Genomic DNA, 21954 nt, shown 5'->3' with positions numbered 1-21954 from the left:
GTCTGGACGAGCGCAAATCGCCGGACACTAGGCCCGCCTGCCCAACCGCTCGCGCAGATAACGCCGCACGGCACGCGCCATCTTCGGATACTGCTCGCCGGGCACGGCAAACAACACGAGCGCGCACAGCGCGAGCAGGCTGCAAAAAAGAAACGTGCCGCGATAACCGAACGCCTGCACGAGCAGGCCGGAAAGCACGCCCGAAAGAATCGAGCCGAGCCGCGACGCGTTGAAGAAGAGCGCCGTCGCCCGCCCCGGCGACGAGGGCATCAGATCCTGCACGAAGGTCATGCCAAGGCACGACGTGACGGCGACGACGAAGGCGTTGAGGATCTGCATCGGGATCAGCGCGTGCACGCCGGGCGCCAGCGCCATCGCGACGAAGTAAACGGCATGCACCACGGCGCACGCGGCCAGCCACCACGGTTTGTTCAGCACCGAGGCGCGCGCGCCGAGCGCGAGCATCATCGGTATCTCCATGAGCGCGCCGAGGCCAAGCATGATCGACACGTCGATGCTCGTGCCCTGCAGACCATGCACGATGTAGAGCGGCAGCACGATCATCGTCGCATTGGCCGCGAGGCCGATGAGTGTGAGCGCAACGATCGCGCGCATGATGTCTTTCTGCGAGCCCTCCGCGGCGGGCGCGGGGGGGCGCGCGGCCCGGGCCCGCACTTTTGCCGCTCCCGCCGCGGCCGCAAGCGTTGCGGGGTCGCGTGGCGCACCCGGCTGCACTTCGGCCTGCGTGAGCGGCTGGCCCTCGTACGCCGCTGCGCTTTCGGCGCTCGTCTCCTGCGCGACTTCGTCCGAAGCGGGACGCACCATCAAATGCTGCGTGGCGTGTTCGTCGCGGCGCGGCTCGCGCATACGCCAGACGATCGTGCCGCACGCCGCGAAGCTCGCCGCCGCAAACAGGAAGAGCCCATAGAAGTTCGTGGCCGCAAGCACGAGCGCGCCAACCGCGGGCCCGAACACCCACGCGGCGGAGAGAATCGTGCGCAGCGTCGCGCTCGCGAAGGTCCGCTCGGCGTCGTCGCTTGCGGGCAACGCCGCGCGGCTGAACGAGAACACGAGCGAGAGCGCGCAACCGCCCGCCCCGATGAACGCAATGCCCACAAGGAGCAGAAGCCGGTAATCGCGCACGACGCACAGGCAGAGATAGCCGAGCGTGGCCGCACACAGCGAGACGAGCAGCAGGGTTCGGTGCTTGCCGGTGGCGTCGCTCCAGCGGCCCGCGGCGGTGCTCGCAATGACGCCGCTCGTGGCGATGGCGGTCATGAACACGCCGAGCCGGAACGGCGTCATGCCGGCGCGCTCGACGCCGAATAGCGAAAGATAAGGCGCGGTGAAGGACATTGCCACGCCCAGCATCAGGGTCGCGCCGGCGAGTGGCAGGAAACCAGGAATACGCAGAAGACCGGCAAAACGCGAGTTTTTGAGCACGGCGCGGCGGGGAGTGGCGAGGAGAAAGTTGCCCGTGCACGCGCGGTCACGCGACGGCCATATCGACGCCGATTATCGGGCCGAACTCCCACACCGTGCAAGGTTGATTCGGCAACGATCAACATCTGGGTGCGCTATCCACAACTTTCGTGGACAGCCTTGTGCGTAACCCCGGGACGGCTGCGCCAAGTGCTTGAAGCGATTCGGATTGTGCTCAGCGTTGCCGATTGTGGCAGCGGCGGCGCCGCACGGAAAAACGCGCCGGGGCTTTTCCACAGTTTTCGTTGACAGCCCTGTGGGCAACTTCTGGACATGCGCACCAAGTCGCTGATTAGAAACGGGAAGCTCGCAAGCAACACAGAAAATGCAGGTTTTTTGCGCAGCAAAGTTGTCCACAGTTTTTGGTGACAAACCTGTTGATAACCGCCTGGAGAGCGCGCCAACTCATTGATCGGATGGAAGGTTCGTCGCTTGTGTCGCGCTTGCATCAATTTGCGTTTCCGATGGGCAACCGGGGGAGGCGGTACAAACGTTTCGTGACGGCCGCCGCCCTCTTCCCATCGATGCGCGCAGCACTCAGGCCAGATCGAGCGCCGCCGTGAGATCGCCGGGCGGCGTCTGCTCTCGCGAGCGGAACGTCTGGTCGCGCGCGGCCACGCCGTCGAGCGGCGCGAGCCCATGCACACGGCTGATGAAGCGCAGGATCGACACCGTGTCGTAGAACGTGTGATCGACATAGCGCTTCTTCGCGAACGGCGCGATCACGAGCGCCGGGATGCGCGAGCCCGGACCCCAGCGGTCGCCCACGGGCGGCGCGACCGGATCCCACCAGCCGCCGTTCTCGTCGTGCGTCACCACGATCAGCGTGTTCGCCCATTGCGGGCCGCGCTGGATGTGCTCGATCACGGTCGCGATGTGACGGTCGCCCGATGCGACGTCCGCATAGCCGGCGTGCATGTTCAGGTTGCCCTGCGGCTTGTAGAACGTCACGGCAGGCAAGCGCCCCGCGTCGATGTCCGCGAGCAGACGGTTGGTCGACGCATCGTCGCCGAGGCCCGCATCGCGCAGATGACGCGCGCGCGCGGCCGTGCCCGGCGCGAAGTTGGCGAAGTAGTTGAACGGCTGGTGGTGATACTGGAAGTCGGGCACCGCGCCCGTGTCCCGATGGTCCAGCGCATATTGCCAGGCCCCGCTGTACCAGGCCCAGTCGACGCCCTTCGCCGAGAGCCGGTCGCCGATCGTCGCGTAGGTCTGCGGGCGCAGCACGCGCGGATTGGACGGATCGGCGAGCGCCGGGTTGCCGTCCTCCGACGCTCGCACATTGCTCGGCTGATACGGCGGCGCCATCGTATTGACGGCGTAGCCATCGGGCGTGAAGAGGCCGTCGTTCACGAACTTCGGCGGCCCGTCGAGCGCCGAGGCCGGCGAGTTCGGCGCGACCTTCAGGCGCGTGCCGGTGGGGTCAACGCCCTCCACGACGGAGGCGAGATGCCTGGCTGCGCTCGTCTGGATATCGGCGTATTGCGGCACCTGCGCCGAGATCAGGAAGATGTGGTTGAGCCACGAGCCGCCAAACGCGGCCATGAAGAAGTTGTCGCAGAGCGTGTACTGCTGCGCGATATTCCAGAGCTTTAACGTCTGCGCGGAATTCTCGTAGTAGCCCATGACGAGGCCGCCCGAATCGCCCCACGCCGCGAACTGGTCGTTGCGCCCCGCGTTGATCTGCATCTGGTTCTGATAGAACCGATGGATCAGATCGCGCGTGATGATGCCGTTCGGCAGCGGATTGCCATGCGCATCCGCGATCAGAAACGGGCGGTTCGAGAGACCGGTGATCTGATGCTCGGCGATCATGTAGCGCTTGCCATTCATTTCCTGCGCCTGGGGCACGAGGCCGCCCCAGATCTTCGGCAACTGCGGCAACGGCGTCTTGCCGTCGCGATCGAGCTGCGCGTAACGCTCGGCGCTCACGCTCGCAAGCGGCGTTTGCACGCCGGGAAAGTTGCCGTACAGATTGACGAAGCTGCGGTTCTCCGCGTAGATCACCACGATCCGGCGTACCTGGTCGCGCAGTGCGGCGTCGACACGCGCGTCGGCGGCGCCAGGCGGCGCGCTCGCCGCGCTCTGCGCCGGCGTCTCGCAGCCGCCGAGCGCGAGGCCCATGCCAACCGCCGCCAGCCCGCCGAGCACACGGCGGCGCGCGGGGTCGTGCGGGCCCGCGGGAATGGACGGTTCTTCGGGGCGCCCGTTCTTTGGGTCGTCGTTCTGCTTCATCAGCCAGCCTCCGGTGCCATGGCCCGTCAGGGCGAGTCGAGGGGACGCGCATAGCGCGCGGCGTACCGCGAATATCAGGCAGCAGGATACCGGTTCCGCGGTTGGCGAGGCAAAGAGGAAGCGCGCGACCGCGGCACTGAAGCAACCCTTTTAACCGTCGCGCGGCATGCGCGGCACGGTCGACGCGACATGCGGCTGGGCTTGCGCGAGCGTTTGCGCGGGCCGCGGTTCGCCGGCGTAGCCCTCATGCCCGGCGCGCGGTGCGCTGGGCAGCGTCGTGCGCTCGCGGCGCGGCACATCGCCTTCGTCGGTCCAGAGCGGGTCGGGAATCTCGCCGAACACCTGGCGCAGCCGCTCACCCCACGTCGAATGAATCATCTCGAAATACGCATTCGACTGGTCGAGCGACGCGTATCGCGTGACTCGCAGCGCGTCGCGCTCGTACACGAGCAGGTCGAGCGGCAGGCCGACCGAGAGGTTCGAGCGCAGCGTCGAGTCCATGGAGATGAGCGCGCACTTCGCGGCCTCGTCGAGCGGCGTATGCGGCGTCAGCACGCGGTCGATGATCGGCTTGCCGTACTTCGACTCGCCGATCTGGAAATACGGATTGACGCTCGACGTCTCGATGAAATTGCCTGCCGCATAAATCTGGAAGAGCCGCATGGGATGGCCGCCGATCTGGCCGCCGAGGATGAAACTGCAGTTGAACTCGACGTTAAAGGTCTTGAGCGCGTGTGCGTCGCGCCGGTGCACTTCGCGCACGGCTTCGCCCACCACGCGCGCGGCCTCGACCATGGTCGGCGCGTTCCAGAGCGTGGCGCGCCCCGTCTCCTGCGGCTCGGTCAAGACCTGGAGCGTCGCCTGCGTGATAGCCAGGTTGCCCGCGACAAGCAGCACGAGCACGCGCTCGCCGGGCTCTTCGAACACGGCCATCTTGCGCGACGTGCTGATGTGATCGACGCCCGCATTCGTGCGCGTGTCCGCGAGAAACACGAGCCCCTCATCCACTGCCATTGCCACACAGTACGTCATGCGCCTCCTTACCCGTCCCTGACTTCGCCGCTGATTTTGTTATAGCGGGAAAACTATTGTTGCGACTGCTGCGCGCTCACGTGCACGCTGACATCGAGCGTTTCTCCGGCCCCGCCCACGCGGCGGCCGCGAACCGGCGCGGCTGCGTCGTAGTCGCGCCCCACCGCGATCCGGCAATATTTTTCGCTTGCGAAACACGCGTGCGTGACGTCCACGGTCACCCAGCCGTTGTCGAGCCACACGTCGACCCAGGCGTGGCTCGCCATCTCGGGCACGTCGCCGGGGTCGATGTAGCCGCTCACATAACGCGCCGGCACCCCGCGCGCGCGGCACACCGCCAGCATCACATGCGCATGATCCTGACACACGCCACGGCCTAGCGCCAGCGCGTCCGCCGCGGTGTGTGTCACGTCCGTGACACCGGATTCATAGCGCACACGCTCCGTGATGCGCGAAGCCGCGTGAAGAATCGCCGCGCTGTCGTCCAGCGGCGGCAGTTCGAACGCGAATTCCGTGAGTGTCTCGTCGGCCTCGGTGAGGCGCGTGGGCGAGGTGAAATGGTGCATCGGCACCGTGCCCTCGCCTTCGGACAAGCGGCCATCCGGCAGCGCCACGGTCTCGACTTCTCCGCGCACGCGCAGGCAGATTTCCCGGTGGGGGCGCGTGAGCACCAGCGTCATCAGCGCGTTGCCATAGGCGTCGCGGCCCGCGTCGACCTTACCCGGCGCCTCGACGTGCCACTGCTTGACGATCTGCGTGGGCGTGGTGAGCGGCGAGAGCCGCAATTGCTGGATCGAATAATGCACGGGCGCTTCGTAGCGGTACACGGTGTCGTGCCGGATCGCGAGTTGCATGAGGTGAATCCTCCATCGAGACGTTCTGGATATCGATGAGCGCGCAATCGCGCTAACCGACCGGCAGCATCAGATAGGTGCGCGCGACCTGATTGCCCAACTCGTACACGCGCGCGAGAAACTGCGTGAGAAACGTATGCACGCCCATCGAAAAGATCTGCCGCAGGTCCGCATAAAGCAACTCGGCGCGCAGCTTGCCCGCGGTGCGCTCGACTTCGCGCGAGCTATCGGTGCGCAGCATCGCGAGATTCGTACAGACGCCGTCGAGCGACGCCAGCAGCGAGCGCGGCATTTGCTGGTTGAGGATGAGCAGCTCCACCACGCGCGCGGGCGTCACCACGTCGCGGTAAACCTTGCGATAGATTTCGAGCGCGGAAACCGAGCCGAGAATCGAGGTCCAGTAATAGAAGTCCTCGAGCTGGCGCGCGGCCGAGCGCGAGTCGGCGTTTTCCACGTCGACGAAACGCACGTCGAGAATGCGCGCCGTGTTGTCCGCGCGTTCGAGGAACGTGCCGAGCTGCGTGAAGAACAGCGCGTCGTCCTGCAACGCCGTGCCGAGGCGCACGCCGCGCGACAGATGCGAGCGGAACTTGACCCACTCGAACAGCGCATCGGGACGCGCCTCCAGATCGCTCCCGCGCAACAGCTCGACGAATTGCAGCCACGTATCGTTGATCGTTTCCCACCACTCCGTGGTGAGCGTGCCGCGCACCGCGCGCGCATTCTCGCGGGTCGCCTGCAGACACGAGTAGATGCTCGACGGATTGGTTGGGTCCGCAACGAGAAACTTGAGCACGTTGCTGCTGGTCGTTTCCTCGTGGCGTGCGTCGAAGGCTGGCTCCAGTTCCGAGATGCGCAGCATCGCGCGATGCGTGCGCGCCTCCGCGTCCGCGCTGCCCGGCAGCAGGAGCGCCTTCAGATTGATGTCCAGCATGCGCGCGGTATTCTCCGCGCGCTCCATGTAGCGGGCCATCCAGAACAGATGATCGGCAGTGCGGCTCAGCATGGTCGAACCTCTTCGTGTGCGTGTGGTGTGGCCAGTGAAATCATTCGAGCACCCATGTGTCCTTGGTGCCGCCGCCCTGCGACGAGTTGACGACGAGGGAGCCTTCCTTCAGCGCCACGCGCGTGAGGCCGCCAGCCGCCATCTGGATCGTCTTGCCGGAGAGCACGAAGGGCCGCAAATCGATATGGCGCGGCGCGATGCCCGCTTCGACGAAGGTCGGGCAAGCCGAGAGCGACAGCGTGGGCTGCGCGATGTAATGGGCTGGCCGCGCGAGCAACCGGGCGCGAAACGCCTCGATTTCCTCGCGCGTGGAAGCGGGGCCGACCAGCATGCCGTAGCCACCCGCGCCGTGCACCTCTTTCACGACGAGGTCGGGCAGATGGTCGAGCGTCCAGGCAAGATCGTCGGGCCGACGGCATTGCCACGTCGGCACGTTCTTCAAAATCGGCTTTTCGCCGAGATAGAACTCGATCATGTCGGGCACATACGGATAGATCGACTTGTCGTCGGCCACGCCCGTGCCCATTGCATTCGCGAGTGCGACGCGGCCGGCGCGGTACGCCGTGAGCAGCCCCGGCACACCGAGCGCGGAGTCGGGGCGAAACGCGAGGGGATCGAGGAAGTCGTCGTCCACACGTCGGTAGATCACGTCCACGCGACGCGGCCCTTGCGTCGTGCGCATGAATACGTAGTTATCCTCTACGAAGAGATCCTTGCCCTCGACCAGTTCGACGCCCATTTGCTGCGCGAGGAACGTGTGCTCGAAATAGGCGGAGTTGTACATCCCTGGCGTGAGCAGCACGACGGTCGGATCGTCCACGCCTTCGGGCGCCACCGAGCGCAGCGTATCGAGCAGCAGATCGGGATAATGCGCGACCGGCGCCACCTTGTGCTGAACGAACAGTTCGGGGAAGAGCCGCATCATCATCTTGCGGTTCTCGAGCATGTACGAGACGCCGGAGGGCACGCGCAGATTGTCTTCGAGCACGTAGAACGCGCCGTCGCGCCCATCGCGCACGATGTCGATGCCCGCGATATGCGCATATACGCCGAGCGGCAGGTCGATGCCTTGCATCTCCGGCCGGTACTGCGCATTGGTGTAGACCTGCTCGGCCGGAATCACGCCGGCGCGCACGATGTTGCGCTCGTGATAGACGTCGTGCAGGAACAGATTTAGCGCCTGCACGCGCTGGCGCAGTCCGCGCTCGAGCAGCGCCCATTCGTCTGCGGGAATGATGCGTGGAATGAGATCGAAGGGAATGAGCCGCTCTGTGCCGGAGAGATCGCCATTCACCGCGAACGTGATGCCGACCCGCCTGAACAACAGGTCCGCCTCGGCGCGCTTGCGCGCCATCGTCTCGCCGGTCTGCCGCTCCAGCCACTGCTGGAAGCGTTCGTAGTGCGGGCGCACTGCGCCCTCGTCGCGCATTTCGTCATGGACTTGCATCGGTTCGTTCTCGCGCGTGAGTGCTACTGCGTCAGCGGCGCCGCGTTTCGTCTCATGGTTGAGGCAAGATGCGTTGCGCGCTGCAGTACAGGCTAAAAAAGCAAGGCGTATGCCATCGGCCTTGCGCCTTGTTTCATGCGCTCGATTGGTGCAACGCGGGCAGGATCGGCAGCGTCGAAACGGGGCATGCCAACGCGGCGCCGCATTTGCGCTTCAAGCTGGTGCAACGCGTTCGCGGGGCACGCTATATGCAGGATCAGCAGGCAACTGGAGAGCCCTGAGTTCCAATGACCGAAGCGACATGCGTGAACGAGCGTCCTACGAAAATGATTGCATGGCAAGCGCTTCGCGTTATCGTGCCCGCGCTCGTACTCGGCGCATGCGCAAACATGGCGGGCCCCTTGCCGCCCGCGATCGAACCGCTGGCCGATGCCGGCCCGCCGCGCACATCCGTTGCCGTCGTGCAGCGCGACTGGCACACCGACATCTGCCTGCGTGTGGACGACGCCAATACCTGGGTCGACGCACTTGCGCGCGGTTTCGACGACGCCACCGTTCTGTGTTTCGGCTTTGGAGAACGCCAGTTCGTGGTGGAACGCCGTCACGACCCGCTGACGATGATCGGCGCGCTCATGCCGAGCCAGGCCACCGTGCTGATGACGGTGCTGCGCGCGGCCCCGGAGGCGGCCTTCGGCTCGCACAACGTCGTGGAGGTGCCGGTGGACGACACCGGACTTGCCGGCGTTCAGCGCTATCTGCGCAATTCGCTGGAAACCGGTGTGGATGGTGCGCCGCGGCGCCTCGCCGACGGACCTTATGCGGGCAGCGCCTATTTCGCGGCGTCAGGGACTTACGACGCCCTCCATACCTGCAACACGTGGACCGCGCGAGCGTTGCGCTCGGCGGGTCTGGCCGATGTACCGGACGTGCTGTTCGCAGGCAGCCTGATGCGGGAAGTGCGGCACGCGCTGAAAGCGAAAGCGCCGGTCGGCGTGATGCCCAACGCGGCCACAAGTCAGTGAGCCGATCAGCAAGGCGCAACGCAAGCCGCACCCGGCGGGGGCGGCGGCACCTCCACGGCCGGTTGCTGCGGCACGACGACGGTCCGCGGCGGCGGCGGGTCTGGATCGCTGCTGCTGAACGACAGGCAGCCTGCAAGTGTGAGCGGCAATAATAAGGCGAGGACACTGAATCGATGCATTTGACTCTCCCTGACCGGTTTGGAGGCCGGCACCGCACGCGGCGCAGCCCTGGTCACCTTGGAGCAAGTCGAATGCCACGGAAATCAGATCATTGCGACGCCGCACTCCCGCGGTTGCGCGCCGCCGCAATGCCAGTGCGATTTTGCACGCCCCACTTGCGCCGGCCGAGCAGGAAATGCAGCCAGCCGAGCGCCGCGCCGCTGTGGCGCATCAACTGGAACGAGAAAGGCTCGAAGACGGCGGCGAGGAACGCCATGCCGAAACTCGAATGCGCGCGGTCGCCGCTCCAGCGCCGGTAGAGATGGACGGAGTACAAATGAAACGCGAGGTCGATCGCGATCTTGCCGACGATCACGCCCAGCACCGGCAGCACGATCGTGAAGCGGCCGTCGAACAAAAAACCGATCAACAGCGCGAACGCCGTCAGTCCATAGATGGGCTGCACGGTGTCGAACGCCTTCACGGGCAGCATCATGAGACCGAGCTTGCCGTACTTGCGGTTGCCGGTCATGTCGCGATACCAGTACTGCGTTTGCAGGAAGCCCGCGAACCAGCGGCGGCGCTGACGCAGGAAGGTCGTGAGTGTGCCGGGCGCGTCGGTGCGCGCGCGGGCGGTTCCGAGCACGCGCACGTCCCAGCCGAGGCCCTTGCGCGCCGAGTAACGGCGCAAGCGGTGAATCAGTTCGTAGTCCTCGACGAGGCAATCCGCATCGAAGCCGCCCACGGCCATCACGGCATCGCGGCGAAAGCCCGCAAACGCGCCCGAGATGAGCAACAGGCTGTCGGCGCGCATCCACGCGAAACGCGAGATGAAATTGCGGATGTACTCATAGGTCTGGAACCACTGGAAAAAGCGGCCGCTCCACGTATGGTCGCAAACCGGCGTGAGCAGGCCCGCCGCCGCGACCAGTGCCGGCTCGCGGCCAAACGCGCTCGCCATCGCGGCGCAAGCGTCGGGTTCGAGGAGCGTATCGGCGTCCACGGTCATGACCGTTTCCGTTGCGATCGCAAGCAATGCCGCGTTGAGCGCACGCGCCTTGCCGCCGTGTGCAAGCTTCAGCCAGCGCAGATTGGGATACTGCTGTGAAGGCGCGCTTAGCTGCCCTTCGCCGGGGTCGGCCAGGCCATAGCGCTGCGCGAGCAAGGCACCCGTGCCGTCGGTCGAGCCGTCGTCGGCGATCACGATCTGCTGCGGCGCGCGGGTTTGCGCGAACAGTGCATCGAGCGTGATCGGCAGCACGGCCGCTTCGTTGTGCGCGGCCACGATCACGCCGAGCGTCGGCAGCTTCGCCGCGCCGGCGGCCGCGGGCGGCGCTACAGGCGCAAGCAGCACGCGCGCCTTCCAGGCGACGAACAGCAGCAACACCGTGTCGTAGACGACATAGGCAATGCCCGTGGACCACGCGACCACGCCTTGCAGGAAGAACGCGCGCGCGAACAGCACGAACCAGAGCGCCATGACGCCAAGATGGATTGCGATGCTCGCGAACGGCGTGGGAGGCGGCACGAGGCGCGGCGACGTACGGGCGAGCGCCTCTTCAAGCGTGTTTTTCAAGTCGTACCCTTCTCGTGTTGCTCACGGCATCATCCGGCGCAGCACCGAATGACGGTCGATCCATTGATGCTTGAGCGCGCCCGCAATATGCAGCGCAAGCACGCCATAAAGCGCATAGCTGCACGCCGTGTGCAGCGTGCCGAACTGGTTGTGCAACTGTTCCTTCGTGGCCGGATCGAGGTTCATGATGAAGCCGATGCGCGGCCATTGCACGAGGCCGAAGAGATACATGGGATGCGAGGCGGCGGCGACCCATGCGGAGTCGTGCAGCCAGCCGGAAAGCGGCATCGCGAAGATCAGCACGTAGAGTGCGACGTGCGCCGCGTGCGCCGATGCGCGCTCCCAGCCCGGAAATTCGGCCGGCAGCGCCGGCGGGCGATGCGTGAGACGCCACAGCACGCGCAGGATCGCCAGCCCGAGCACGGTAATGCCGATCGACTTGTGCGTATCGATCACGAGGCGGATTGCGGTGTCCGAAAGCGCGCCGTCGGGCAGCAGCGCGGCGGTCAGGCCCAGAGCGACGTTCGTGAGGATCAGTAGCGCGATCAACCAGTGCAATAGCACGGCAACGCGTGTGTACTTCTGCGCGCCGGTGTCGGCGCCGGCAAACAGGGATTCGGCGGAGAGGGGAGTTTTCACGTGGGCCTGGCCGTTGCGGATCAGCAGGAATAACGCACGGCGCGGCGAATTTATTCCCGCCGCGCGCGATCCACCGGCGGGATTGCGCGATGCTGCCCACACGGCGACCCGCGCATTATGCCCTCTCGTCCCTGACGCTGCAGAATCCGCCAGATGGCCGTTCTGCCAGTTTGGCGGCGGGCGGCCGTCATGCGCCTGCGCCGCAGTCGCCGTGTGCAAAAGAAAACCGGAACGGGTCGTGCAACCCGTTCCGGCTCTCGCGCGGCTTCGGCAGCTTACTTGCCGCTGCCCGCCTGCCTTTCGATCTGCGCGCCCACTTCGGGGTCGATCTGCTTCCAGTAGTCGAACACGCGCTCGCGCACGGGGCTGCCCACGCCGCTCAGGCTCGCCACCACCTGCTGGACCAGCGCCTCGCGCTGCCGGTCGTTGTAAACGTTGCGCACGAGATCGTGCGCCTGGCCGAAATCGTCGTCTTCCGCATGCAGCGTGTAGGCGCTGCGCACCAGGTCGCCGTCGGCCTCCCAGCCGTCGTCCGCCGCGCCCGTCGTATCGGCCCACGGCCGGCCGAAGCTGTTCGGCACGTAAGTCGGTGCGTTGCCGCTATGCTCGTAGGTCATGTTGCCGTCGAACAGATAGGTCTGCACTGGCACCTTCGGACGATTCACCGGCAGCTGGTTGAAGTTCGTGCCGATACGCGCGCGCTGCGCGTCGTTGTATGCGAACGCGCGGCCCAGCAGCATCTTGTCCGGCGAGAGGCCGATGCCCGGCACCGTGTTGCCCGGCGAGAACGCGGCCTGCTCGATCTGCGCGAAGAAGTTCTCCGGGTTGCGGTTGAGCGTCATCGTGCCGACCTTGATGAGCGGATAGTCCTTGTGCGACCAGGTCTTCGTGAGATCGAACGGATTGAAGCGGTAGTGCTTCGCCTGCGCATAGGGCATCACCTGCACGGAAAGCGTCCACGACGGATATTCGCCGCGCCTGATCGCGTCGAACAGATCGCGGCGGTGGAAGTCGGCGTCCTCGCCCGCCATGGCCGCGGCTTCGGCGTTGGTGAAGCACTGCATGCCCTGGTTCGTGTGAAAGTGGTACTTGACCCAGAACTTCTCGCCCTGCGCGTTCACCCACATATAGGTGTGCGAGCCGTAGCCGTTCATGTGGCGCCACGTTCTCGGCAGGCCGCGCTCGCCCATCAGGTACGAAACCTGGTGCGCCGATTCGGGATTATGGGTCCAGAAGTCCCATTGCATCTGGGCGTCGCGCAGGCCCGAATCGGGCAGACGCTTCTGGCTGCGGATGAAGTGCGGGAACTTCATCGGGTCGCGCACGAAAAAAACCGGCGTGTTGTTGCCGACGAGGTCGTAATTGCCCTCGGTCGTGTAGAACTTCAGCGAAAAGCCGCGCACGTCGCGCCAGGTGTCGGGGCTGCCCATCTCGCCCGCGACGGTCGAAAAGCGCGCCAGCATTTCCGTGGCCGCGCCCTTCTGGAACAAGGCGGCCTTCGTGTAGCGCGACACATCCTCGGTGGTCCTGAATTCGCCGAACGCGCCGGCGCCCTTCGCATGCGGCTGGCGCTCGGGCACCTTCTCGCGGTTGAAATGCGCCATCTGCTCGAGGAAATGCACGTCGTGCAGCACGATCGGGCCGTCGGGACCGATCGTGAGCGAGTTACGGTCGCTGACAGCCGGCGCGCCCGTGCTCGTCGTGGAATGACCGGGAGACTTGTCGTTCGATGCAGCCATTACCGCTCTCCTGATGGATTTGCGCGTGGCGGCCGCGCGCACCGCGCCCGTTCGACTGCTGCAGCGCGTTCACGCCGCAGTCGGGGCCGCCACCGCTGGATTGGGGGACCAACCCGGGCTGCGCGCAAAGGCCAACTTGCGGCGCCAGCGCTCGCCCGAGGGAACAGCCATTTTGCGCGCAGACGCGCGGCGCTGCGCTCAAGCAGTCCGCGCGCTGCGCAGTCCGGCGGGGCGTCTGTGGCCGTGTAGGAAATTTCCACCCAAAATCAGGCGTTTACATAATTGTGCGATGCACAAAAAATGCTTGACACAATTTATGGATCGGATACCATGAAGTCGATTGCTGCATCGCACAAAACCTTCTCTGCGCGAACCGGTGATCGACCCGAAAGCTGATTTTCGCAACCGAAACCGACGCGTAGCGTCCCCCTAAAAGGAAAGAGACATGAACCTGCCGACTCCCGAACAGTTCGCCGCCAACCAGAAAGCCGGTCTCGAGGCCCTCTTCGGCCTGACGAGCAAGGCATTCGAAGGCGCGATCAAGCTCGCCGAACTCAACATCGAAACGGCCCGCTCGGCGTTCGCCGAAGGTCAGGAACAAGCCCAGCGCGCGCTTTCGGCCAAGGACCCGCAAGGTTTCTTCGCCGTGCAGGCCGGCTTCGCCCAGCCCGCAGCTGAAAAGGCGCTGGCCTATGGCCGCAGCGTCTACGGCATCGTTTCGGCCACGCAAGCCGAATTCGCCACGGCCGCCCAGTCGCAATTCGAAACGCAGCAGCGCGCGCTCGAAACGCTCGTTGACAACGCCGCGAAGAACGCCCCGGCCGGTTCGGAAGCCGCTGTCGCCGCGATCAAGTCGGCGCTGAACACCGCCAACAACGCATACGCGTCGGTGAACAAGGCTGCGAAGCAGGCTGTGGAATTCGCGGAAAGCAACTTCGACGCCGCCGGCAAGGCCGCAACGAAGGCCGTCGCGCAAGCGTCGGCACGCGCCGCCAAGCAGGCTGCCTAAGCGTTACGCGTTACGCTTCACGCCGCGCTGGCGGGAGCAGCAGCTGCCGCCAGCCGGACTGAAGACGGGCGTGGATCTCGCGTAATGCGGGTTCCACGCCCGTTTGTGTTTTCGCTCCTGGTCGGCTTCGATCTGCGCGGGCGTGCACTCGGCGATGAATGCCGGCCGGTGCTCCATGCCGTATTTCCGGTGGTCGAAGTCCGCGCAGCGCGGGGCGTCGAATGCCGCTGGCCAATAAGCTCAGGAGCCGAACATCCGGTTCACCGCGCGTTCGAGATGCGCGCGCATGGCGGTCGATGCGCGCTCGGGGTCGCGCGCCTGGATCGCTTCGAGCACTTCGAGGTGTTCCTGCTGCACGAGGCGCTGCCGCTCGATCGACTTCACGAGCGAGAGATTGCGCGACAGGTTCATGCTGAACACCATCTGCTCCTGGATGCCCGAGAGCGCCGCGATGAAGAACTGGTTCTTCGAGGCGCGCGCCACGGCCATATGGAACGCGAAGTCATCTTTCGCGCCGATGCCCGAGGTCTCGACGATGGTCTGCAGGTTGTCCCACTCGTGCCGGATTGCGGCGATGTCTCCTTCTTCAGCCTTTTGTGCGGCGAGCGAGGCCGCCCCGGCTTCGACCACCACGCGGTATTCGTAGCAGCGGCGAATGTCCGACAGCGTTTCGAGCGGCGCGAAACGGCGCACGTCCGGATCGGGGCGCCGCATGACCGTCGTGCCCGAACCGTGGCGCGTGGCGATGATGCCGTCCGCGCGCAGCTGGGCAAGCGCCTCGCGCACCGTGGGGCGCGAGGTCGCGAAGCGCTCTGCGAGCATGTGCTCGGTCGGCAGGCGCTCCCCTTCCTTGTATTCGCCCTCGATGATGCGATTGAGGATGTCGCTGTAAATCCGCGCCGGCATATTCGGCGCTTTCTGCTCAGACATGATCGGACGGTGCACTTGAGGTTGTCAGGAGTGTCGTCAATTGTAAGTCATATGGCGGCCCGAAAGCGCCCACCCGCCGCCCGCCAGCCCCCATTTGCGGGTGTCTCCGCGCTTTCCGCCACGCTTTACCAATTTGCGGCCAATTGACGGCCGCTTGCGCTTTTGCGGGAGCGCCGGCGTTCAACGCCGCTCCTTTTTCCAGGCTTCGTACGCGGCGAGCGTCGCCTCGTTCGGCGGATAGGTGCCCGGCAGCGCCGCGCCCGCCTCGATCCGTTCGGTGATGAAGCGCTCGAGCGTTTCCTGCTCCGTGGCATCGCGCGCGACTTCCTCGGCCAGATGACGCGGGATCACGACCACGCCGTCCGCATCGCCGACGATGATGTCGCCCGGAAACACGGCCACGCCGCCGCAGCCGATCGGCACGTTCAGGTCGACCGTGTGGTGCCTGCAGAGATTGAGCGGCGCCGAGGCGCCCGCGCAGAACACCGGAATGCCGAGCGCCGCGATGGTCGCGCTGTCGCGCACCGGGCCGTCCGAGACCATGCCCGCCACGCCGCGCACCTTCATGCGCGTGGCGAGGATCGAGCCCATCGAGGCGGCGTCGGTCACGCCGCGGCAGTCCTGCACGAGCACCGCGCCCGCGGGCACGGTCTCGACGCCCTTGCGCTGCGGATGCTCGGGGTTCTGGAACGCACCCAGCTGGTCGAGGTCCTCGCGCGCCGGGATGTTGCGCATCGTGAAGGCCGGCCCGACCAGGTTGGGGGCGCCCGGCGCCGGTGCGGCGAGCGGCTTCACGCCCTGCAGGAAGACGTTGCGCAGACCGCGCCTGAAAAGTTGCGTGGTGAGCGTGGCATTGGAAACGTGGCGCAGTTGTTCGAGCGCGGCGTCGCTCACGGGGATGGCGGGGGAAGTCATCATGTCTCGTCCGTTGTCGTGTTTCCTGGTGCGCGTGGCGCGGGCGGCGGCCCGAAAAACTGTCGAGCGGATGGGTCGCATTGTTGTAATACAACATGGCAATTGTCAACCGACCATTGCGCGGCGGGTCACGCCAGAATGTATGATGACCAGACTTCGGACGGGCGTGAAATGCATCCTGGATCCATGCTCGCGGCGCCCGCCGGGGTGCCGGCTCCCGGCATTGCTACGTGAGGACAATCACCGTGAAGAAAGTTGCATTGACCGGTGCGGCCGGCCAGCTCGGCACCGTGTTGCGCAAAGGCCTGCTCGAACGCGGTGTAAACCTGCGTTGCGCGGCCGGCTCGAAACCGCTCGAACCGCTCGTCGCGGGCGAAGACGTGATGCACGGAGACCTGCGCGAACCCGCCGTGGTCGACCGCCTGCTCGACGGCGTGGACGTGCTGATCCACATGGCCGGCACGAGCATCGAACGCCCCCTGCCCGAGATCATCGAGAACAACCTGCGCGCGCTCGTCGAAGTCTACGAAGGCATGCGCCGCCACGGCACGAAGCGCGTGCTGTTCGCCAGCTCGAATCACGCGATCGGCATGTACCCCGTGGAAGAAAAGCTCACGCTCGACTGCGCGTTCCGCCCGGACGGCTTCTACGGTCTTTCCAAGGCGTGGGGCGAGTCGCTCGCGCGCCTGTACTGGGACAAGCACGGCATCGAAACCGTGAACGTGCGCATCGGCAGTTGCCTGCCGAGGCCCACGGAGTTCCGTCAATTGAGCACGTGGTTCGGCCACGAGGACCTGTTCCATCTCGTCGATCGTGTGATCAACGTGGATGAGATCGGCTTTGCCGTGGTGTGGGGCGTGTCGAACAACACGCGCAGCTTCTGGATTCAGGAGGGCGCGCACGACGACGCGAAGCGGCTCGGCTATGAGCCGAAGCAGAACTCGGAAGACTGGGCGGCCGAGATTCTGGCGCAAGACAACCCGCTCGACGCCACGGCGCAGCGGTATCAGGGCGGCAGTTTCGCCAGCTTCGATTTCACGCCGGTGGACAAGCGCGGCAAGCGGTCGTGATCCGTCGCCCCTGCCTGACAGAGGGCGCAACACGCCTGCGGCACCCCCGCCATTCGCCCCTTCATGCCGGGCCGTTATCGTCTCCTTAGTGAATCTCGGGTTCGCCGCCCGCGCTGGCGCACGGGCCGCCCGCGCCGTCACGCTGCATGAAGTCGAACTCGCAGCCGTGGTTGGCCTGCATGACGTGCATCTGGTACATCGCGCCATAGCCGCGCTTGAAGCGAGGTTCCGGTGCGACCCACGCGGCCTTGCGGCGCGCCATTTCCTCGTCCGGAATCAGCACGTTCAGGCGGCGCTCCGGCACGTTCAGCTCAATCAGGTCGCCGTCCTGCACGAGGGCGAGCGGACCGCCGATGAACGATTCCGGCGCCACGTGCAACACGCACGCGCCATAGCTCGTGCCGCTCATACGCGCGTCGGAAATACGCAGCATGTCGCGCACGCCCTTCTGCAGAATCTTTCGCGGAATCGGCAACTGGCCCCACTCGGGCATGCCGGGCGCGCCAACCGGACCCGCGTGCTGGAGCACGATCACGCTGTTCTCGTCGCAGTCGAGGTCTTCGCTGTCGATGCGCGCAGCCATGTCGTTATAGTCCTTGAACACCACGGCCTTGCCCGTGTGCACGTGCAGGTGTTTTTCCGCGGCGCCCGGCTTGATCACGGCGCCGTCCGGCGCGAGATTGCCGCGCAGCACGGCGAGGCCCGTATCCGGCATGAGCGGCTTCGCACGGCGGCAGATCACCTCTTCGCTGTAGATTTGCGCGTCGGCGATGTTCTCGCCGAGCGTCCTGCCGTTCACGGTCATCTGCGTGCCGTCGATCAGCTCGCCGAGTTCCTTGAGCATCGCGCGCAGCCCGCCTGCATAGTAGAAGTCCTCCATGAGGTACCTGCCGGTCGGGCGGAGGTTCGCGAGCACCGGCGTGCGGCGCGCAATTTCATCGTACTGCGCGAGCGTGAGATCGACACCGGCGCGGCGCGCCAGCGCAATCATGTGGACGATCGCGTTGGTCGAGCCCGAGAGCGCGAGACACGTGGTCACCGCGTTGTCGACCGACTGGCGCGTGAGGATGTCCGAAGGCTTCAGGTCTTCCCACGCCATCTCGACGATGCGCATGCCCGTCTTCGCCGACATCTGCGCATGGCGCGAATCCGGCGCGGGAATCGAGGCAAAGCCCGGCAGCGTGAAGCCCAGTGCTTCCGCGGCGCTCGTCATCGTCGATGCCGTGCCCATCGTCATGCAGTGGCCCGGCGAGCGCGCGATGCCGCCCTCCACGCCCTTCCAGTCTGCTTCAGTGATCTTGCCCGCGCGCAGATCGGCCCAGTACTTCCAGCTGTCCGAGCCCGAACCGAGCGTCACGCCGTTCCAGTTGCCGTTGAGCATCGGGCCCGCGGGCAGAAAGATCGTAGGCAGGTCCATCGAAATCGCGCCCATCAGCAGCGCGGGCGTGGTCTTGTCGCAGCCGCCCATCAGCACGACGCCGTCGGCCGGGTACGAACGGATCGTCTCTTCCGCTTCCATGGCGAGGAAGTTGCGATAGAGCATCGTGGTGGGCTTCTGGAACGGCTCGGAAAGCGTCTGCACCGGCAGCTCGATCGGGAATCCGCCCGCCTGCCAGATGCCGCGCTTGACCTCTTCCACGCGCTGCCTGAAGTGCGTATGGCAAGGGTTGATCTCGCTCCACGTATTGAGGATGGCGATCACCGGTTTGCCCGCGTACTCCTCGCGGCTGTAGCCCATCTGCGCGGTGCGCGAGCGGTGTCCGAACGACCGCAGGTCGTTCACGCCATACCAGCGGTGGCTGCGCAGTTCCTCGGCGGTCTTTCGCTTCTTGCTCATCTTGCGTTGCTCCAGGTGTTTCCGGCAAAGTCGCCAACGGTAGCCTAGCGCGGCTCCTTTACGCGCGACACGAGTTGTGTCGGGCTGACGAACTGCAGGGCGACCAGCACCCACGCAAGCGTGATGGCCATGTAGATCATGGCCATGGCGTCGATGGATTGCGGCGCGCGCACGCCCGTCGAGAAGACGGCGTAGTACAGCGCAACCACCAGCGTTTGCGTGTCGGGTCCGGCGGTAAAGAAAGTGAGTTCGAACATGCCGATCGTGCGCACCAGCACGAGCAGGCCCGCGGCCAGCATCCCCGGCACGAGGAGCGGCAGCAACACATAACGGAAATAGCGCAGCGTGTTCGCGCCGAAGATGCGCGCGGCCGACTCGAGGTTCGGATCGATCTGCTCGATGAATGGCGTCATCACGAGGATCACGAACGGCAGCGCGGGCACCAGGTTCGCGAGGATCACGCCGATCAAGGTTCCCGCGAGACCAGCCTGGTACATGGCGGTCGCCATTGGAATGCCGTACGTGACGGGCGGCACCATGAGCGGCAGAAGGAATACGAGCATGGCAATGCGCTTGCCGGGAAACTGCGCGCGCGCCAGGGCGTAGGCGGCGGGCACGCCCAGCGCGATGGAGAGCAGCACGACCGAGCCGACCACTTCGAACGTCACCCACAGCACGCCCGAAAGCTGGAAGTCGCGCCACGCCTGCGCATACCAGTGCAGCGTGAAGCCCTGCGGCAACGGCGTGCCGAACCAGCGCGTGGCGATCGAGTTCACGCCCACCGTGGCGATCAGCAGCACCACGTTGAGCAGGAAGAACACCACGCCGCCCCAGACGAAGACTTTCCAGAGCACGTCGGGCAGGCGCGAGGCGGGCCTCGCCTGCGCAATGTTGCCGGCCGGGGCGCGACGTTGCTCGCCCGCCTGCGCGCCCGCGCCGAGGCCGGCCGCGTTACGCTGATGTGCGCTCATCAGCCTTTCCCTCCGCTCACCGGGCCCGCGTAGAAGCAGCGCTTCGCGCCCAGCATCGCGGCCACGACGATCAACTGCACGAAGCCCATCACGATGGCGATGGTCGAGGCGAGCGAGTAGTCGTAGCTCTCGAACGCCGCTTCGGAAGCCGCGATGGAGATCACGCGCGTGGGACCCGCGGGCGCGCCGAGCAGCACTGCCGAAGGGAACACCGAATACGCCTGCACGAACGACAGGCATGCGGCCATCGTGAGACCGGGCGCGAGAAGCGGCAGATAGATTTGACGGAACTGCTGCCACGGGCCTGCGCCAAGCGTGGCCGCCGCACGCGCGAGTGTCGGGTCGATGCCGGTGACGTACGAGAGGGTGAGCAGAAACGCGAACGGGAAACCGGAAACGATCAGCGAGATCAGGACGCCCCAATAGTTGTGCGTGAGACGAATCTCTTCGTTCGTATAGAGACGCAGGGCGTGCAGCGCCTGCGGAAACCAGCCGTTCGGGCCGAAGTAGCTGAGCATGCCGTCGGCGATCAGCACGGTGCCGAGCGTGACCGGAATCACGAGCAGCGTGATCACGAGCTTCTGGTACGGCGACTTGCGGCGCAGCGCGAAGGCCACCGGCAGCGAGAGCCCGACGTTGACGATCGTAGCGGGCACCGCCAGCCTGAGCGTGACGAACACCGTGGGCCACAGCGAGAGGTCGTGAATGAACTGCAGATAATTCGCGAACATGCCGCCGCCGTTCATCGGCCTGAACGACAGCACGAGACCGTAGGCGAACGGATAGAGGAACATCGCGACGATGAAGCCGAGCGCGGGCGTGACGAGCCAGCCGCGCGAATCGCGCGGCGCCTTGGCCAGCGACTCGATGAGCGCGCTCATGACGCACGCTCCGCGTAGGCCAGCACGTGCGAAGGCGCGACGCGCAGCGTGGCGCGCTCGCCCGCTTCGAATTCGCCTTCCACGCGCGCCCACAGCTTGCCGAACGGCGCGTTGGCGAGCAGCAGCGAATCGCGGCCGCCGTATTCGACCATTTCCACTTCCACGTCGAAGGCATTCGCATCGCCCGCGTTGGCGCGCTCGAAATCGTCGGGGCGCATGGCCACGGAAATCTCGCCGCCGCCCAGTTCGCCCATCGGCACGCCGGTCAGCGTGACGCCCGACGACGACATCGCGATGTGGCCGCCCCGCTCGCCCGTAATCGCGAACGGCAGCACGTTGCGAAAGCCCATGAAGCGCGCAACGTGCAGATTCGAGGGGCGGCTATACACTTCCTTCGGCGTCGCCACCTGCTGCACGACGCCCTCTTTCATCACGACGATGCGGTCCGCCATCGAAAGCGCTTCGTCCTGGTCATGGGTCACGTAAATCGTGGCGCGTTCGAGCTGACCGTGGATGCGGCGGATCTCCGCGCGCATTTCAATGCGCAGCCTGGTGTCGAGGTTCGAGAGCGGCTCGTCCATCAGCACGAGCGGCGGCTCGATGACGATGGCGCGGGCAATCGCCACGCGCTGCTGCTGGCCGCCCGAAAGCTGGCCCGGCAGCTTGTTTTCATGGCCGACGAGCTGCACGAGCTGCAATGCTTCGCGCACGCGGCGCTTCGCTTCTTCGCGCGGCACACCCTGCATCTTCAGGCCGAAGCCGACGTTTTCCAGCACTGACATGTGCGGGAACAACGCGTAATTCTGGAACACCATGCCGAAGCCGCGCTTCTCGGGCGGCATCACGTCGATGCGCAGATCATCCAGCCAGATGCTGCCGCTCGTGAGTGGCAGCAGACCGGCAATGCAATTGAGCGCCGTGGATTTCCCGCAGCCCGAAGGCCCGAGCAGCGCGATGAATTCGCCGCGGCGAATGTCAAGGTCGAGCCCGCGCAGCGCGGCGAGCTGCGTGCCCTCTGCGCTGGTGAAGCTGCGGCACACCGAGTCGAGGCGCAGACGATCGAAAGAATGCTTCATGACACGTTCCTGACCATCAAGACAACAAGCTCAACCTGCGCGAGCAGGGATCGAGGATGGCGCTCCCTCACCGC

General features: G+C 65.7%; 18 protein-coding genes. 3 read left to right on the top strand and 15 right to left on the bottom strand.

Translation table 11 applies throughout. From position 1 onward, the window contains the following. Positions 1-27: 27 nt before the first annotated feature. From BHE01S_RS10695 to BHE01S_RS10670, 6 genes are all read right to left on the bottom strand, one after another. Positions 28-1443, bottom strand: a complete 1416-nt coding sequence (locus tag BHE01S_RS10695) for a sugar efflux transporter (protein ID WP_042263557.1) — start codon at positions 1441-1443, stop codon at positions 28-30. A 576-nt stretch (positions 1444-2019) separates the two neighbouring features. Then, positions 2020-3717 (bottom strand): acid phosphatase, encoded by a 1698-nt coding sequence (locus tag BHE01S_RS10690; RefSeq protein ID WP_042263555.1) that lies wholly within the window; start codon positions 3715-3717, stop codon positions 2020-2022. A 150-nt stretch (positions 3718-3867) separates the two neighbouring features. Continuing rightward, on the bottom strand, positions 3868-4749 hold the full coding sequence (locus BHE01S_RS10685; RefSeq protein ID WP_042263553.1) for a proteasome-type protease: 882 nt from the start codon (positions 4747-4749) through the stop codon (positions 3868-3870). Between the two features lie 53 nt (positions 4750-4802). Beyond that, positions 4803-5603 (bottom strand): transglutaminase family protein, encoded by an 801-nt coding sequence (locus BHE01S_RS10680; protein ID WP_042263552.1) that lies wholly within the window; start codon positions 5601-5603, stop codon positions 4803-4805. Positions 5604-5655: 52 nt separating this feature from the next. After that, positions 5656-6609, bottom strand: coding sequence for an alpha-E domain-containing protein (locus BHE01S_RS10675; protein WP_042263550.1), 954 nt, complete (start codon positions 6607-6609; stop codon positions 5656-5658). Positions 6610-6649: 40 nt separating this feature from the next. Next, positions 6650-8056 carry a circularly permuted type 2 ATP-grasp protein gene (locus BHE01S_RS10670; RefSeq protein WP_042263548.1) on the bottom strand — a complete coding sequence of 469 codons (1407 nt, stop codon included), beginning with the start codon at positions 8054-8056 and terminating at the stop codon, positions 6650-6652. Positions 8057-8382: 326 nt separating this feature from the next. Between BHE01S_RS10670 and BHE01S_RS10665 the strand changes: the two genes are divergently transcribed. Further along, positions 8383-9078, top strand: a complete 696-nt coding sequence (locus tag BHE01S_RS10665) for a DUF2459 domain-containing protein (RefSeq protein ID WP_042263714.1) — start codon at positions 8383-8385, stop codon at positions 9076-9078. Between the two features lie 268 nt (positions 9079-9346). Here BHE01S_RS10665 and BHE01S_RS10660 read toward each other — a convergent pair whose 3' ends face one another. The 3 genes from BHE01S_RS10660 to BHE01S_RS10650 form a co-directional block, all read right to left on the bottom strand. Further along, positions 9347-10813, bottom strand: coding sequence for a glycosyltransferase family 2 protein (locus BHE01S_RS10660; protein ID WP_042263546.1), 1467 nt, complete (start codon positions 10811-10813; stop codon positions 9347-9349). Positions 10814-10834: 21 nt separating this feature from the next. After that, complete coding sequence (locus BHE01S_RS10655) at positions 10835-11452, bottom strand: cytochrome b (RefSeq protein ID WP_042263713.1); 618 nt, start codon at positions 11450-11452, stop codon at positions 10835-10837. Positions 11453-11727: 275 nt separating this feature from the next. Then, positions 11728-13191, bottom strand: a complete 1464-nt coding sequence (locus BHE01S_RS10650) for a catalase (protein ID WP_042263544.1) — start codon at positions 13189-13191, stop codon at positions 11728-11730. Positions 13192-13636: 445 nt separating this feature from the next. Between BHE01S_RS10650 and phaP the strand changes: the two genes are divergently transcribed. Continuing rightward, positions 13637-14200, top strand: coding sequence for a TIGR01841 family phasin (gene phaP / locus BHE01S_RS10645; RefSeq protein ID WP_042263543.1), 564 nt, complete (start codon positions 13637-13639; stop codon positions 14198-14200). Between the two features lie 240 nt (positions 14201-14440). Here phaP and BHE01S_RS10640 read toward each other — a convergent pair whose 3' ends face one another. Both BHE01S_RS10640 and BHE01S_RS10635 read right to left on the bottom strand, forming a co-directional pair. Continuing rightward, entirely contained in the window at positions 14441-15130 is a 690-nt protein-coding gene (locus BHE01S_RS10640; protein ID WP_042263711.1) for a FadR/GntR family transcriptional regulator, read from the bottom strand. Between the two features lie 180 nt (positions 15131-15310). Then, a complete protein-coding gene (locus BHE01S_RS10635) occupies positions 15311-16045 on the bottom strand; it encodes a ribonuclease activity regulator RraA (protein WP_042263709.1) in 735 nt (244 codons plus the stop codon). A 245-nt stretch (positions 16046-16290) separates the two neighbouring features. Between BHE01S_RS10635 and BHE01S_RS10630 the strand changes: the two genes are divergently transcribed. Continuing rightward, entirely contained in the window at positions 16291-17115 is an 825-nt protein-coding gene (locus BHE01S_RS10630) for an NAD-dependent epimerase/dehydratase family protein (RefSeq protein ID WP_042263541.1), read from the top strand. Between the two features lie 85 nt (positions 17116-17200). Here BHE01S_RS10630 and araD read toward each other — a convergent pair whose 3' ends face one another. Genes araD through BHE01S_RS10610 form a run of 4 tightly spaced genes read right to left on the bottom strand, consistent with a single transcriptional unit; the run spans position 17201 to position 21880 of the window. Continuing rightward, on the bottom strand, positions 17201-18952 hold the full coding sequence (gene araD / locus BHE01S_RS10625) for an L-arabinonate dehydratase (RefSeq protein WP_042263539.1): 1752 nt from the start codon (positions 18950-18952) through the stop codon (positions 17201-17203). A 44-nt stretch (positions 18953-18996) separates the two neighbouring features. Next, a complete protein-coding gene (locus tag BHE01S_RS10620) occupies positions 18997-19923 on the bottom strand; it encodes an ABC transporter permease (protein WP_084068738.1) in 927 nt (308 codons plus the stop codon). Beyond that, entirely contained in the window at positions 19923-20804 is an 882-nt protein-coding gene (locus tag BHE01S_RS10615) for an ABC transporter permease (protein WP_042263537.1), read from the bottom strand. The genes BHE01S_RS10620 and BHE01S_RS10615 overlap by 1 nt, the downstream gene beginning before the upstream one ends. Next, positions 20801-21880 carry an ABC transporter ATP-binding protein gene (locus BHE01S_RS10610; protein WP_042263535.1) on the bottom strand — a complete coding sequence of 360 codons (1080 nt, stop codon included), beginning with the start codon at positions 21878-21880 and terminating at the stop codon, positions 20801-20803. The genes BHE01S_RS10615 and BHE01S_RS10610 overlap by 4 nt, the downstream gene beginning before the upstream one ends. Positions 21881-21954 lie beyond the last annotated feature (74 nt).

The sequence above is a fragment of the Paraburkholderia heleia NBRC 101817 genome (assembly GCF_000739775.1).
In the GTDB taxonomy this organism is placed as follows: domain Bacteria; phylum Pseudomonadota; class Gammaproteobacteria; order Burkholderiales; family Burkholderiaceae; genus Paraburkholderia; species Paraburkholderia heleia.
This window is presented reverse-complemented; position numbering and strand designations above follow the sequence as displayed.